General features: G+C 52.4%; 14 protein-coding genes. All 14 read left to right on the top strand.

The window, feature by feature from the left end; all coding sequences use genetic code 11:
* Positions 1 to 42 precede the first annotated feature (42 nt).
* The 14 genes from ravA (at position 43) to atpG (ending at position 15,148) form a co-directional block, all read left to right on the top strand.
* Positions 43 to 1,539: an ATPase RavA gene (gene ravA, locus AAIE03_RS18090; protein ID WP_014332973.1), complete on the top strand. Its 1,497-nt coding sequence runs from the start codon at positions 43 to 45 to the stop codon at positions 1,537 to 1,539.
* Complete coding sequence (gene viaA, locus AAIE03_RS18085; protein ID WP_022623731.1) at positions 1,536 to 2,996, top strand: ATPase RavA stimulator ViaA; 1,461 nt, start codon at positions 1,536 to 1,538, stop codon at positions 2,994 to 2,996. The genes ravA and viaA overlap by 4 nt, the downstream gene beginning before the upstream one ends.
* A 74-nt stretch (positions 2,997 to 3,070) precedes the next feature.
* The gene (gene ovoA, locus AAIE03_RS18080; protein WP_194761882.1) at positions 3,071 to 5,209 is read left to right on the top strand and encodes a 5-histidylcysteine sulfoxide synthase; all 2,139 of its coding nucleotides are present in this window, start codon (positions 3,071 to 3,073) and stop codon (positions 5,207 to 5,209) included.
* 104 nt (positions 5,210 to 5,313) lie between these two features.
* The gene (gene asnC, locus AAIE03_RS18075) at positions 5,314 to 5,775 is read left to right on the top strand and encodes a transcriptional regulator AsnC (protein ID WP_013023927.1); all 462 of its coding nucleotides are present in this window, start codon (positions 5,314 to 5,316) and stop codon (positions 5,773 to 5,775) included.
* Positions 5,776 to 5,930: 155 nt separating this feature from the next.
* Complete coding sequence (mioC, locus tag AAIE03_RS18070; protein ID WP_014594931.1) at positions 5,931 to 6,371, top strand: FMN-binding protein MioC; 441 nt, start codon at positions 5,931 to 5,933, stop codon at positions 6,369 to 6,371.
* A gap of 432 nt (positions 6,372 to 6,803) precedes the next feature.
* Positions 6,804 to 8,693: a tRNA uridine-5-carboxymethylaminomethyl(34) synthesis enzyme MnmG gene (gene mnmG / locus AAIE03_RS18065; RefSeq protein ID WP_014332971.1), complete on the top strand. Its 1,890-nt coding sequence runs from the start codon at positions 6,804 to 6,806 to the stop codon at positions 8,691 to 8,693.
* Between the two features lie 47 nt (positions 8,694 to 8,740).
* On the top strand, positions 8,741 to 9,367 hold the full coding sequence (gene rsmG, locus AAIE03_RS18060; protein ID WP_014332970.1) for a 16S rRNA (guanine(527)-N(7))-methyltransferase RsmG: 627 nt from the start codon (positions 8,741 to 8,743) through the stop codon (positions 9,365 to 9,367).
* A gap of 688 nt (positions 9,368 to 10,055) precedes the next feature.
* Entirely contained in the window at positions 10,056 to 10,436 is a 381-nt protein-coding gene (gene atpI / locus AAIE03_RS18055) for a F0F1 ATP synthase subunit I (RefSeq protein WP_014332968.1), read from the top strand.
* Positions 10,437 to 10,444: 8 nt separating this feature from the next.
* Entirely contained in the window at positions 10,445 to 11,263 is an 819-nt protein-coding gene (gene atpB / locus AAIE03_RS18050; RefSeq protein WP_013023932.1) for a F0F1 ATP synthase subunit A, read from the top strand.
* Between the two features lie 48 nt (positions 11,264 to 11,311).
* On the top strand, positions 11,312 to 11,551 hold the full coding sequence (gene atpE / locus AAIE03_RS18045) for a F0F1 ATP synthase subunit C (protein ID WP_003849523.1): 240 nt from the start codon (positions 11,312 to 11,314) through the stop codon (positions 11,549 to 11,551).
* 103 nt (positions 11,552 to 11,654) lie between these two features.
* Positions 11,655 to 12,125, top strand: coding sequence for a F0F1 ATP synthase subunit B (gene atpF, locus AAIE03_RS18040; protein ID WP_013023933.1), 471 nt, complete (start codon positions 11,655 to 11,657; stop codon positions 12,123 to 12,125).
* Between the two features lie 14 nt (positions 12,126 to 12,139).
* Positions 12,140 to 12,673, top strand: a complete 534-nt coding sequence (gene atpH / locus AAIE03_RS18035) for a F0F1 ATP synthase subunit delta (protein WP_006121199.1) — start codon at positions 12,140 to 12,142, stop codon at positions 12,671 to 12,673.
* Positions 12,674 to 12,687: 14 nt separating this feature from the next.
* Positions 12,688 to 14,229: a F0F1 ATP synthase subunit alpha gene (gene atpA, locus AAIE03_RS18030; protein ID WP_013023934.1), complete on the top strand. Its 1,542-nt coding sequence runs from the start codon at positions 12,688 to 12,690 to the stop codon at positions 14,227 to 14,229.
* A gap of 52 nt (positions 14,230 to 14,281) precedes the next feature.
* A complete protein-coding gene (gene atpG, locus AAIE03_RS18025; protein WP_006121201.1) occupies positions 14,282 to 15,148 on the top strand; it encodes a F0F1 ATP synthase subunit gamma in 867 nt (288 codons plus the stop codon).
* Position 15,149: the final 1 nt, after the last annotated feature.

The following is a 15,149-nucleotide window of genomic DNA, read 5'->3' as shown; positions in this document are numbered from 1 at the left end:
AAAACGCGGCGGCTCGACGATCGTAAGGACATTGATGTGATTATGGCTCAACCCCATCTTTTGGCAGAAAGAATTTCTCGTCTCAGCAATGCGTTAGAAAAAGGTTTGTATGAGCGACATCATGCCATTCGCCTTTGCCTGCTCGCCGCACTCAGCGGCGAAAGCGTATTTTTGCTGGGTCCGCCAGGCATAGCAAAAAGCCTGATTGCCCGTCGCCTGAAATGCGCCTTCCAGCATGCCCGCGCTTTCGAATATCTGATGACCCGCTTTTCTACTCCGGAAGAAGTCTTTGGTCCGCTGTCTATTCAGGCTTTAAAAGATGAAGGACGCTATCAGCGGCTGACCAAAGGCTATCTCCCCGATGCCGAAATCGTTTTTCTGGATGAGATCTGGAAAGCCGGCCCGGCAATCCTTAACACGCTGCTTACCGCCATCAACGAACGCCGTTTCCGAAATGGCGATAGCGAAGAAAAAATTCCGATGCGCCTGCTGGTCACGGCCTCCAATGAGTTGCCGGAAGCCGATAGCGGGCTCGAAGCCCTGTATGACCGCATGTTAATTCGCCTGTGGCTGGATAACGTGCATGAAAAGCAGAACTTCCGCAGCATGCTGACCCATCATCAGGATGAAAATGACAACCCGGTCGCCGAATCGCTGCGCATCAGCGACGAAGAGTATGTGCGATGGCAGCAAGGCATCAGCCAGGTCACCCTGCCCGATAACGTGTTTGAACTGATCTATCAGTTACGCCAGCAGCTGGAAAAGCTACCCGAGGCGCCTTACATCTCCGATCGCCGCTGGAAAAAGGCCATACATCTGTTGCAGGCCAGCGCCTTTTACAGTGGGCGAAACACCATTGCGCCACTGGATCTGATCTTATTGAAAGACTGTTTGTGGCATGACGTTGCATCCATGCAGCTTCTGGATCGTGAAATCGATCAGCTCATGACTCAACATGCTTGGCAACAGCAGGCGATGTTGCTCAGGTTGCAGCAACTGAAAGCCCGACGTCTGGCCCTGCAACAGCAGCAAAGCGTGGCTGCCGCCATTACGCTTGAGAAGCACAGCGGCATGTTCAGTCGTAAACCGCATTACGACATGCCCGAAAGCCTTACCGACGCGCAGTTAACGCTGATGCTGCAAAAGCCGCTCACGCTGCATGATATGCAGGTCACGCATCTGGTTATTGAGCGTGAAGCACTGAACCACTGGTTACAGAAAGGCGGCGATATTCGCGGCAAATTAAACGGTATTGGATTTGCTCAAACGGTGGATATGCTGGTGGATGCGCAGCATTGCCTGGCGGTTCGCGATGTCAGCTTACAAACGGCAAGACTGACACTGCCCGGCAGCAGCAGCAGTGAGGCGTTGCCGGAAGAAATCAGTGAAGCGCTGGATGAACTCGACAACCAGCTGCGTCAACAACGCCACCTGTTCAGTCAGCAACAGCGTTGCCTGTTTATCAGTGATGACTGGCTGGCTCGCGTCGAAACCAGCCTGCAGGACGTTGCGGAACAACTTAAACAGGCGCGTAAATGATCTCACTGGAGACGCTGAGTACCCTGCTGTCAATCGGCGAGACCGAGCTGATTGAAGAGTTAATTCTGGCACTCCTCGCGTCTCCACAACTGGCCCTGTTCTTTGAAAAATTTCCCGGCATGAAAAAGGCGCTGTTACGGGATGTTCCTCGCTGGAAGGCAGAAATTGATGCCGAACTCAAAGCCACGCCGGTCCCGGAAGCACTGGCGGAAGAGTTTCAGTTATTCCAGCGTATTCAGTTACTCAGCGATCGTGAATTCAGCCAGCAGCTTGATGAAACCCTTTCTCACCTTGAACGCCTGGCATCCCCCTTCCAGGAAGAAGCAAAACGACTGCTTCTTCATAACGATCCCGGCCATCTCAGCACTGCCCAGCATACGCTGTTCCTGCAACGCTGGCGGCTCAGCCTTACGCTGCAAACGTTAACGCTTAATGAGCAACTTCTTGAGCAGCAGCGCGAACGTCTGATGGCGGAGTTACAGCAACGTATGGCCCTGAGCGGGCAACTGGCACCTGTGCTGGCAGACGATGACGAAGCGGCAGCCGGACGGTTATGGGATATGGGCAAAGCGCCGCTTCAGCATGGCGATTACCAGTTGATGCTGCAATACGGCGAGTTCCTTGCACAGCAGCCCGAATTAATGAAGCTGGCCCAGCAACTGGGGCGGAGTCGTGAGGCAAAATCGGTTCCCTCCCAGGATGCGCCGATGGAAGCCTTTCATCATCTGGTGCGCGAACCGGATGCCGTACCGGAAGAAGTCAGCGGTATTCATCAAAGTGATGACGTATTACGCTTGCTGCCACCCGAACTGGCAGCATTGAGCGTCAGCGAGCTTGAACTTGAGTTTTACCGCAGGCTGGTAGAGAAGCGACTGCTTACTTACAAACTTCAGGGCGATGCCTGGCATGAAAAAATCACTCAACGTCCCGTCAGCCACCAGCAGCATGAAGAACAGCCTCGTGGCCCGTTTATCGTTTGTGTCGATACCTCAGGGTCAATGGGAGGGTTCAATGAACGTTGTGCAAAAGCCTTTTGTCTGGCCCTTCTCAAAGTGGCACTGGCCGATCGCCGTCGCTGTTACATCATGTTATTCGCTCATGACGTAATTGGTTACGAATTAACGGGCGATGACGGGCTGGAGCAGGCCATCCGTTTTCTCAGCCAACGTTTTCGTGGCGGAACCGACCTCGCAGCCTGTCTTTCCGCGGTGGTCAAACGGATGGAAGGCCCGTTGTGGCAGGATGCCGATGCCGTCATCGTGTCAGACTTTATTGCGCAGCGCCTGCCGGAAGAGGTGGTACGCAGCGTTAAACATCGCCAGCAGCAACAGCAGCAGCGCTTCCACGCCGTCGCCATGTCCACGCACGGTAAACCCGGCATAATGCGCATCTTCGATCATATCTGGCGTTTCGATACCGGCTTAAAAAGCCGCATATTACGTCACTGGCGGCGCTAAGCGAGACAGCAGAAATTCCATTTTGCTTTATAGTAAATATCTGCAATTACTTATTCAGCAATCAGGAGTGTCCTGTGAACACCGTTCAACCCCATCGCGATTTACCTGCGCCAACCCGGACGCTGATGCTCTCTGGCCAAAATGTCGAACAAAAACGTGCCGAGCTGCTGGCTTACTTTAGTCAGACATGGGCGCTGTACGAAGATCTCTTTACCTGCCTCAACGATCAGCGCGCATGGTTTACGAAAGCGATTCCCCTGCGCCATCCGCTGATCTTTTACTTTGGCCACACCGCCACGTTCTACATTAACAAGTTAATGGCTGGACGTTACATCGATGACCGCATTGACGATCGCATCGAAGCCATGCTGGCTATTGGCGTGGACGAAATGAGCTGGGATGATCTCAACGACAACCACTACGACTGGCCTTCTGTAGAAGCCGTTCGCGACTATCGCGGTAGCGTAAAAGCCTTAGTGACACAATTTATTCAGGAGATGCCGCTTGAACTGCCCATCACATGGGACAGCCCGGCCTGGGTGATCCTGATGGGGATTGAGCATGAACGAATTCACCTGGAAACCTCCAGCGTGCTGATCCGTCAGCTGCCGGTCGAATGGGTGAAACCTCAACCGCAGTGGCCAGCCTGCGCGGAAGCGCGCCACGATCGTCAGTTGGTGCCCACCAACGCACTGGTCTCCCTGCCCGGTGGCCACATCACGCTTGGTAAAACCGATGATACCTATGGCTGGGACAACGAGTACGGTACTCAGCAGGTTGAGCTAAAGCCTTTCAAGGCCAGCAAAATGCTGGTCAGTAACGCAGAGTTTTATGAATTTGTGCAGGCTGGTGGCTATCAGGAATCCCGCTGGTGGGATGAAGAAGGCCTGGGCTGGCGCCAGTTTGCACAGGCAGAAATGCCCACCTTCTGGGTGGGTAACGCTTCGATGCCCGATCAGCTGAAACTCCGACTGATGTGTGAAGAGGTACCCATGCCGTGGGACTGGCCAGCTGAGGTCAATCAGTTGGAGGCCGCGGCCTTTTGTCGCTGGAAAGCGGAAGAAACCGGTAAGTCAGTCCAGCTACCCTGTGAGGCGGAATGGTATCAACTGCGCGAACAGGTCGAAGGCGATCAGCCAGACTGGCAGCAGGCGCCAGGCAATATTAATCTGGCTTACTGGGCCTCTTCCTGCCCGGTCGATCGGTTCCCGCAGGGCGAGTTCTATGACATCGTGGGCAACGTCTGGCAATGGACAACCACCCCAACCAATGGCTTTGAAGGCTTTAAAGTCCATCCGCTCTATGACGATTTCTCAACGCCCACCTTTGACGGTAAGCACTCACTTATAAAAGGTGGAAGCTGGATTTCCACCGGCAATGAGGCGATTAAATCATCGCGTTATGCCTTCCGCCGTCACTTTTTCCAGCATGCGGGTTTTCGCTATGTGATTTCTTCCCACCAGGAAACCATGGCCTTAAACCCCTATGAAACCGACAGCATGGTTTCTCAGTACCTCGATTTCCAGTATGGGCCTCGCTATTTCGGCGTCGATAACTATGCAGAAGCCCTGGTCAAACTGGCGCTGTCGCACAGCCAGAATCGGGGAGAGGCGCTGGATATTGGCTGCGCCACGGGCCGGGCAAGCTTCGAACTGGCCCGCCACTTTGAGCATGTCACCGGCATGGATTATTCGGCCCGCTTTATTGATGTGGCGCTCCAGCTCACCACTGGCGAAGATTTCCGCTACGTGGTGCCTGAAGAAGGCGATCTGGTGGAATACCGTCAGGTACGACTTAAGGACTTTGCTATCACCAGTGAGCAGGCGAAGCGCATTCAGTTTGTTCAGGGCGATGCCTGTAACATGAAACCTCAGCCAGCACGTTACGATCTGGTCCTGGCCTCGAACCTGATCGATCGCCTGCGTCAGCCGGCACGTTTTCTTCAGGACGTCACGCCCATGTTGCGTTCTGGTGGGATCTTAGTGCTGTCGTCACCTTACACGTGGCTTGAAGCCTTTACCCCGAAGGAAAACTGGCTGGGCGGCGTACGTGAAAATGGAGAAGCCCTGACCACCCTGCAGGCACTGCAACGGTTGCTGGCCGCCGACTTTGAGCAAATAGGTTCACCACAGGATATGCCATTCGTCATCCGTGAAACGGCGCGTAAATTCCAGCATACGCTCGCGCAGGTCACTCTGTGGCGTAAACGTTAAGGCAACCGGCAGCGGCTTATGCCGCTGCCGGTGTGTTGCCAGTTACGTTATTTTGCTGCACATTCTCCTCAGTTTATTGAAGAAAAACGATAACGAGGACGATCATGCCCGAACATCTGCAACTGGATAACCTTGACCGGGGGATCCTGAATGCACTACTGGAAAATGCACGCACCGCGTATGCCGAACTGGCAAAACAGTTCAACGTCAGCCCGGGAACCATTCATGTCCGTGTCGAAAAAATGAAGCAGGCAGGCATTATTCTGGGAACGCGGGTTGAGATCGATCCCCGCCAGTTGGGCTTTGATGTCTGTTGTTTTATCGGCATTATTCTCAAAAGCGCCCGTGATTACCCGGCGGCGCTGAGTAAACTGGACGCGCTGGATGAAGTCGTTGAAGCCTGGTATACCACCGGGCATTACAGTATTTTTATTAAAGTCATGTGTCGATCTATCGATGCTCTCCAGCAGGTATTGATTAACAAGATCCAGACGATTGATGAAATCCAGTCAACAGAAACCCTGATCTCCCTGCAGAACCCCATCATGCGAACCATCAAGCCCTGATCTTTCCATCCGCTTGTGCACAATCTTATCCTTTAACGATCGGCCGCCTGACAACGGCTGTATCGCCCTTGTCAAAACTAATAACCTTGTTTTCCACAGGTGGATCACCGCTTGATCACAGCGTACAATGCTCACCTTGATCTCAGGAGAGCACGATGGCCGACATTACGTTAATCAGTGGCAGCACCTTAGGCAGCGCCGAATATGTTGCTGAACATCTCGAAGAAAAACTGCAGGAAGCGGGCTTCTCAACGCAGATGCTACATGGTCCTGAGCTTCATGATGTGCCCCTGCAGGGGATCTGGCTGGTCGTGAGTTCTACCCACGGAGCCGGAGAGTTGCCTGATAATCTGCAACCTTTTTATGACGCCATTGATGAAAGCCGTCCCGATCTGTCAGCCGTGCGTTTTGGCGCAGTCGGCATCGGCAACCATGAATACGATCTGTTTTGTGGTGCAATACGCAATCTTGACGCTCTGTTAATTACCTGTGGCGCACAGCGCATCGGCGAAAGACTGGAAATTGATATTCTGCAACATGAGATCCCCGAAGATCCGGCTGAAGAGTGGGTGATGACCTGGAAAGACGCGATCTGAGCCGGTCAGGGATCGGGAAATCACGACGCTCCCCAGCAGAAGATACTGTTTTTCCCCGGATCTGGTCTTTTATTTTGTGGATAACTACCCTGTTTAGTTGCGTATAACCGGTAGTTATCCAAAGAACAACTGGAGTTTACTTTATGAGCTGTGGATAAAGTCCTCTTTTGATCCCAGCTTATACGGATCAGGATCACCGATCATTAACAGGTAACGATCCTCTCTACTCACTTGTTTATCCTGTGCTTTTCGCAGATATCCACAAGAGATGGCGATCCTAATAAGAGATCTAACAGAAAGATCATACAAAGAATTAAGATCTTTTCTTTTAATACCTGTCGATCCCGCTGCTTTCACCTCAGCCATAATTTCAGTAGAATCCACGGCCCAGAGAGAACGCTCTCTGACTATTCATCAACGAGGTACCACTTCATGTTTTATCAAGATCCTTTTGACGTCATCGTTATTGGTGGTGGTCATGCGGGCACGGAAGCTGCCATGGCAGCAGCCCGAATGGGTCAGCAAACCCTGTTACTGACCCATAACATCGATACGCTGGGACAAATGTCCTGCAACCCGGCCATCGGTGGTATCGGTAAGGGACATTTGGTAAAGGAAGTGGATGCCTTAGGCGGTTTGATGGCCGGTGCAATCGATCGGGCGGGTATTCAGTTTAGGATACTAAACGCAAGTAAAGGTCCTGCCGTAAGGGCGACCCGTGCTCAGGCGGACCGCGTACTCTATCGTCAGGCGGTACGTACTGCGCTGGAGAACCAGCCAAACCTGATGATCTTCCAGCAGGCCGTTGACGATCTTATCGTCGAGAACGATCGCGTTGTCGGTGCGGTAACCCAAATGGGCCTGAAATTTCGTGCCAAAACGGTCGTGCTTACCGTGGGTACCTTCCTCGACGGAAAAATTCATATCGGGCTGGATAACTACAGCGGAGGTCGTGCAGGCGATCCGCCGTCGATCCCTCTGGCAAAACGCCTGCGTGCTTTGCCACTGCGCGTTGACCGCCTGAAAACCGGTACACCGCCACGCATTGATGCACGCAGCATCGATTTTAGCGTACTTGCCCCGCAGCATGGCGATAACCCGATGCCGGTGTTCTCTTTCATGGGCAATGCCGGACAGCACCCACAGCAGGTGCCGTGCTGGATGACCTATACCAATGAAAAAACACATGATGTGATCCGTAATAACCTCGATCGTAGCCCCATGTATGCGGGGATCATCGAAGGGATCGGGCCACGTTATTGTCCATCGATCGAAGACAAAGTCATGCGCTTCGCCGATCGCAACTCGCATCAGATCTTCCTTGAGCCTGAAGGACTGACCAGCAATGAGATCTACCCCAACGGTATCTCAACCAGCCTGCCATTCGACGTACAGATGCAGATCGTTCGTTCAATGCAGGGCATGGAAAATGCGAAGATCGTGCGCCCGGGTTATGCCATTGAGTATGACTTCTTTGATCCACGCGATTTAAAACTCACGCTGGAAAGCAAATTTATCGACGGCCTGTTTTTTGCCGGGCAGATTAACGGCACCACAGGCTACGAAGAAGCGGCAGCACAGGGATTGCTGGCGGGGCTTAACGCCGCGCGTCAGTCTGCTGACAAAGAGGGCTGGGCACCGCGTCGCGATCAGGCTTACCTCGGGGTACTGGTCGACGATCTTTGCACTCTCGGCACTAAAGAACCTTACCGCATGTTTACCTCACGTGCCGAATATCGCCTGATGCTGCGTGAAGACAATGCAGATTTACGTTTAACGGAAACCGGGCGTGAACTCGGCCTGGTGGATGATGCGCGCTGGGCGCGCTTCAACCAGAAGCTTGAAGCGATCGAGCAGGAACGCCAGCGACTGCGCGATATCTGGGTGCACCCTAAGTCCGAACATGTTGAGGCGGTGAATACCATCACCAGCTCTCCATTAACGAAGGAAGCCAGTGCTGAAGATCTGTTACGCCGCCCTGAAATGACCTATCTGAAGCTGATGGCACTTGATGCTTTTGGCCCGGCTTTGGCGGATGAACAGGCTGCTGAACAGGTTGAGATCCAGGTAAAATACGAAGGCTATATTGCGCGTCAGCAGGAAGAGATCGATCGTCAGTTGCGTAATGAGAATACGCTGCTGCCAGCCACGCTTGATTATCGTCAGGTCAGTGGCCTTTCTAATGAAGTTATCGCCAAGCTTAACGATCATAAACCGGTTTCAATCGGCCAGGCATCACGCATCTCAGGCGTCACGCCTGCGGCCATCTCAATTTTACTGATTTACCTGAAAAAACAAGGTCTGCTGCGCAAAAGCGCCTGATCTGAACCGGGGCGGGATTTTCCGCCCCCGCTGACTGGACTGATGCTGTGATCAACAAACTCACTTCGCTGCTGCAAGCGGCCAAAATTTCCCTTTCCGATCAACAAAAACAGCAACTGGTGGCCTATGTAGGGCTACTGGATAAATGGAATAAAGCTTATAACCTGACTTCGGTGCGCGATCCTCAGCAGATGCTGGTTCGCCATATCCTCGACAGCATCGTGGTGGCGCCACATCTTCAGGGTTCACGTTTTATTGATGTCGGCACCGGGCCCGGTTTACCTGGCATTCCGCTGGCCATTGTGATGCCGGAGGCACATTTCACTTTGCTGGACAGCTTGGGTAAACGCGTACGTTTTTTACGGCAGGTGCAGCATGAACTGGGACTTACAAATATCGAGCCGGTCCAGAGCAGGGTCGAAGCCTTTCCTTCCGAACCGCCATTTGATGGGGTGATCAGCCGCGCCTTTGCGTCGCTGGAGGATATGGTGAGCTGGTGTCATCACTTACCCGCGGAAAATGGCCGTTTTTATGCGCTTAAAGGCGTGCGGCCGGATGAGGAAATCGCCAGCCTGCCTGCGGGCTATGCGCTGGACAAGGTGATTTCACTTCAGGTTCCCCAACTGGAAGGCGAACGTCATCTGGTTATCGTTGCCAGGAACAGTACGCCATAGCGCATTCAGGCACCGTAAAGCGTATCAACGCGCGGTGCCATGTAACCAAAGATGCGATGGTCTTTGGGTCATCTACTCTGCTTTTCCGGCTCACGTTGTTAAATCCTGACGCGGAAATTATCTGAAAAACTTTTTCACATTTAACTTTTATTTCACAAAGTTTTATCAAAATAATCACGAGTTTTTGGCGTTTTATCGGTGCGCACCGCGATTAATCATATTTAAGGCCACCCGCCTTTCGGCAAGAGTAATAGGCTTTTTACGATTCTGAAGGAGACTTCGATGTCAATAGACCATTTTCATCGGGAACAAAAAAACGTTACGGTATATTGCTTTTTAACTGATTGATAATAAGGTTTTTTATCCCTTATTTTGCGTTCGGATAATTGGGTCTTAATAAAACATAACGCGGTGCGAATGCTTATTATGTGATCTAAAGCACGCTTTAAAACTGAGTTGCTGCGGAACTTTTTACGGCTTTATCCGAAACGGGCTGCTCAGTATCTTTTGAAAAATAGTCATTCGGAAAGAAATTTAGATAATTGTTCACCTTTTCGTTACTTAACGATTGAAATCACAGGTACGGCCCGTATAATTTGCACGGCTTTTGCTACTTGACTCAAATGCACAAAGGCAGTCTTATACGACACGCGACATACCCCTAAAGGGGCAGGAGAGTATCAGCGTCATGTCAGTGTCTCTTTACAGTGTGAAATACGCCCGAACGGTGCTGGTGATTCAGCTAGTGACCATCGTCATCGTCGGTGCACTCTTTGCCCTGAAAGATGTCACCTGGGGCGGCTCTGCTCTTGCTGGCGGAATGGCAGCCTGGCTGCCAAACGTGTTGTTCTTGTTTATAGCCTGGCGCCTGCAAGGGCAAACTCCGGCTTCGGGGCGCGTCGCGTGGAGCTTCGCTTTGGGGGAAATAGCCAAAGTGTTCGCGACCATTATTTTGCTCATTGTGGCGTTGGGTGTATTCGATGCGGTCTTCTGGCCGGTCGGGATCACCTGGTTATCGGTGCTGGTCGTTCAGATGTTGGCACCGGCGGTAATTAACAACAAAGGGTAAGAGGCATCATGGCTGCAGGAGAAATCTCTACTCCGCAAGAGTACATTGGTCACCACCTGACTCATCTTCAGTTGGACCTGCGTACCTTCGAGTTAGTGAATGCTCACGACGCTCCCGCGACGTTCTGGGTATTAAATATCGATTCCATGTTTTTCTCTCTGGTGCTGGGAGTTATCTTCCTGGTGTTGTTCCGTAGCGTGGCGAAAAGCGTCACCAGCGGTGTGCCAGGGAAAATGCAGGCGGCTATCGAACTGGTTGTCGGTTTCGTTGATAGCAACGTGCGCGACATGTATCACGGTAAGAGCAAACTTATCGCCCCGCTGGCTCTGACGATTTTTGTCTGGGTCTTCTTGATGAACTTCATGGATCTGCTGCCAATCGATTTGCTGCCCTATATTGGTGAGCACTGGTTGGGGTTACCGGCGCTGCGCGTGGTACCTTCTGCAGACGTGAACATCACGCTATCCATGGCGTTGGGCGTATTTATTTTGATTCTGTTCTACAGCATCAAAATGAAAGGCATTGGCGGCTTCACGAAAGAGCTGACGCTGCAGCCTTTTAATCACCCGATCTTTATCCCCATCAACCTTATTCTGGAAGGTGTTAGCCTGCTGTCCAAACCGGTTTCACTCGGTCTGCGACTGTTCGGTAACATGTATGCGGGTGAACTGATCTTTATCCTTATTGCCGGTCTGTTGCCGTGGTGGTCACAGTGGATTCTGAATGTGCCTTGGGCCATTTTCCACATCCTGATCATTTCGCTACAGGCTTTCATCTTCATGGTCCTCACGATTGTCTATCTGTCGATGGCATCTGAAGAACATTGATTTTTTTCTCAACAATACGCGTTTAACTGAAACAAACTGGAGACTGTCATGGAAAACCTGAATATGGATCTGCTGTACATGGCTGCCGCTGTGATGATGGGCCTGGCGGCAATCGGTGCTGCGATCGGTATCGGCATCCTCGGAGGAAAATTCCTGGAAGGCGCTGCTCGTCAGCCTGACCTGATTCCTCTGCTGCGTACGCAGTTCTTTGTTGTAATGGGTCTGGTGGATGCAATCCCAATGATCGCTGTTGGTCTGGGCCTCTACGTGATGTTTGCTGTCGCCTAAAGCCCCTGTGTTCACTCCGTACCTGGTGCGAGAGTGAACGGATTCTGCCGTTTATCGTTGATAGCGGCAGAAAAGTTAAATACTTAATTAGAGGCATTGTGCTGTGAACATTAATGCAACAATCCTCGGCCAGGCCATCGCGTTCATCCTGTTTGTCGCGTTCTGCATGAAGTACGTATGGCCACCGATTATGGCTGCCATCGAAAAGCGCCAGAAAGAAATTGCTGAAGGCCTTGCTTCTGCTGAACGCGCGAAGAAAGATTTGGATCTCGCGCAGGCTAATGCGACCGACCAGCTGAAAAAAGCGAAAGAGGAAGCTCAGGTCATTATCGAGCAGGCGAACAAGCGTCGCACGCAGATTCTGGACGAAGCCAAGACTGAAGCTGATAACGAACGTACTCGCATTGTTGCACAAGCGCAGGCTGAAATTGACGCCGAACGCAAGCGTGCACGTGAAGAACTGCGTAAGCAAGTCGCGTTGCTGGCAATGGCTGGCGCCGAGAAGATCATCGAACGTTCCGTGGATGAAGCTGCTAACAGCGACATCGTTGATAAACTGGTCGCTGAACTGTAAGGAGGGAGGGGCTGATGTCTGATCTGATTACTGTAGCTCGCCCCTACGCCAAAGCAGCTTTTGACTTTGCTGTTGAGCATCAAAGTATTGAACGCTGGCAAAAGATGCTGGCGTTTGCCGCAGAAGTGGCTGCCAATGAACAGATGGCCGACCTGCTTTCAGGTGCATTAGCACCCGAAGCGCTGGCTGCCTCGTTTAATGCAGTCTGTGGTGATCAACTGGATGAACCCGCACAGAACCTGATTAAGGTGATGGCGGAAAACGGACGTTTGACAGCGCTTCCGGCTGTACTGGCGCAATTCATTCAACTGCGAGACGCTTATGAAGCGACTGCCGAAGTGGATGTTATTTCTGCCAGCACGCTGAGTGACGACCAGCTGACTAAAATCAGCGCCGCGATGGAAAAACGTCTGTCACGCAAAGTTAAGCTGAATTGCAAAATTGATAAGTCTGTGATGGCAGGCGTGATCATCCGTTCGGGTGATCTGGTTATTGATGGCAGCGTACGCGGCCGTCTTGACCGTCTGGCTGACGTCTTGCAGTCTTAAGGGGACTGGAGCATATGCAACTGAATTCCACCGAAATCAGCGAACTGATCAAGCAGCGCATTGCTCAGTTCAATGTCGTGAGTGAAGCTCACAACGAAGGTACTATTGTTTCTGTAAGTGACGGTATCATCCGCGTACACGGCCTGGCCGATGTTATGCAGGGTGAGATGATTTCCCTGCCGGGAAACCGTTACGCTATCGCCCTGAACCTCGAGCGTGACTCTGTAGGTGCGGTGGTGATGGGTCCGTATGCTGACCTGGCCGAAGGCATGAAGGTCAAGTGTACTGGCCGTATTCTTGAAGTACCGGTTGGCCGTGGCCTGCTGGGCCGTGTGGTGAACACCCTGGGTGCACCTATCGACGGTAAAGGCGCGATCGACAACGACGGCTTCTCGCCAGTCGAAGTGATTGCACCAGGTGTTATCGACCGTCAGTCCGTAGACCAGCCTGTTCAGACCGGTTACAAATCTGTCGATGCGATGATTCCAATCGGCCGTGGCCAGCGTGAGCTGATCATCGGTGACCGTCAGACCGGTAAAACCGCAATGGCTATCGACGCCATCATCAACCAGCGCGATTCAGGCATCAAGTGTGTCTACGTTGCGATTGGTCAGAAAGCGTCAACCATTTCTAACGTGGTACGTAAACTGGAAGAGCACGGCGCGCTGGCTAACACCATCGTTGTTGTTGCCTCTGCGTCTGAGTCTGCTGCACTGCAGTATCTGGCTCCGTATGCAGGTTGCGCCATGGGCGAATACTTCCGTGACCGCGGTGAAGATGCGCTGATCGTTTACGATGACCTGTCTAAGCAGGCTGTTGCTTACCGTCAGATTTCTCTGCTGCTGCGCCGTCCACCAGGCCGTGAAGCATTCCCAGGCGACGTGTTCTATCTCCACTCTCGTCTGCTGGAGCGTGCATCACGCGTGAGCGCTGACTACGTTGAGCGCTTCACCAATGGTGAAGTGAAAGGCCAGACCGGTTCTTTGACCGCGCTGCCAATCATCGAAACTCAGGCGGGTGACGTTTCTGCGTTCGTTCCGACCAACGTAATCTCGATTACTGATGGTCAGATCTTCCTGGAATCTAACCTGTTCAACTCCGGTATCCGTCCTGCTGTTAACCCGGGTATCTCTGTATCCCGTGTGGGTGGTGCTGCTCAGACTAAGATCATCAAGAAACTGTCCGGTGGTATTCGTACCGCGCTGGCGCAGTATCGTGAACTGGCGGCCTTCTCCCAGTTTGCATCTGATCTGGACGATGCAACCCGTAAACAGCTGAGCCACGGTCAGAAAGTGACCGAGCTGCTGAAGCAGAAACAGTATGCGCCGATGTCGGTTGCGCAGCAGGGTCTGGTGCTTTTCGCAGCGGAACGCGGCTATCTGAACGACGTTGAGCTGGCAAAAATTGGTAGCTTTGAAGCTGCTCTGCTGGCGTTCGCAGATCGCGATCACGCCGAGCTGATGGCTGAAATCAACCAGTCTGGTAACTTCAATAACGATATCGAAGAGAAGCTGAAAGGCCTCCTCGAAACGTTTAAAGCAACCCAGTCCTGGTAATGTCTGGCGGCTTGTCTGAAAGGGCAAGCCGCAAGGCTTTGAGGAGAAGCTAATGGCCGGCGCAAAAGAAATACGTACCAAGATCGGAAGCGTAAAAAATACGCAGAAGATCACCAAAGCGATGGAAATGGTCGCCGCCTCCAAAATGCGTAAAACGCAGGAACGCATGGCGGCCAGCCGTCCGTATGCAGATACCATGCGCAAAGTGATTGGTCACCTTGCACTGGGGAATCTGGAATACAAGCACCCTTACCTGGATGAGCGCGACGTTAAGCGCGTCGGCTACCTGGTCGTTTCGACTGACCGCGGGCTTTGTGGTGGTTTGAACGTTAACCTGTTCAAAAAATTGCTGGCAGAGATGAAGGCCTGGTCCGACAAAGGCGTACAGAGCGATCTGGCCATTGTGGGATCGAAAGGCGTGTCATTCTTCGGCGCTGTTGGTGGCAATGTTGTGGCACAGGTCACTGGCATGGGCGATAAGCCTGCGCTGTCTGATCTTATCGGCCCGGTAAAAGTGATGTTGCAGGCCTACGATGAAGGCCGCATCGACAAGCTGTACATTGTTAACAACAAGTTCAACAACACCATGTCTCAGACTCCGACCATTACCCAACTGCTGCCGTTACCGCCAGCGGAAGGTGAAGAAGAGATGAAGGCGAAGACCTGGGATTACCTGTACGAGCCCGATCCGAAAGCGCTGCTGGATACGCTGCTGCGTCGCTATGTCGAATCGCAGGTTTATCAGGGTGTGGTGGAAAACCTGGCCAGTGAGCAGGCCGCACGTATGGTAGCAATGAAAGCTGCAACCGATAACGGCGGAAATCTGATCAAAGAGCTGCAGTTGGTTTACAACAAAGCTCGTCAGGCCAGCATCACCCAGGAACTTACCGAGATCGTCTCGGGAGCCTCCGCGGTTTAAC

This window comes from Pantoea sp. Ae19-2, assembly GCF_059801205.1.
Note: the sequence above shows the minus strand (reverse complement) of the source record. Positions and strands in the feature narration are given on the sequence as shown.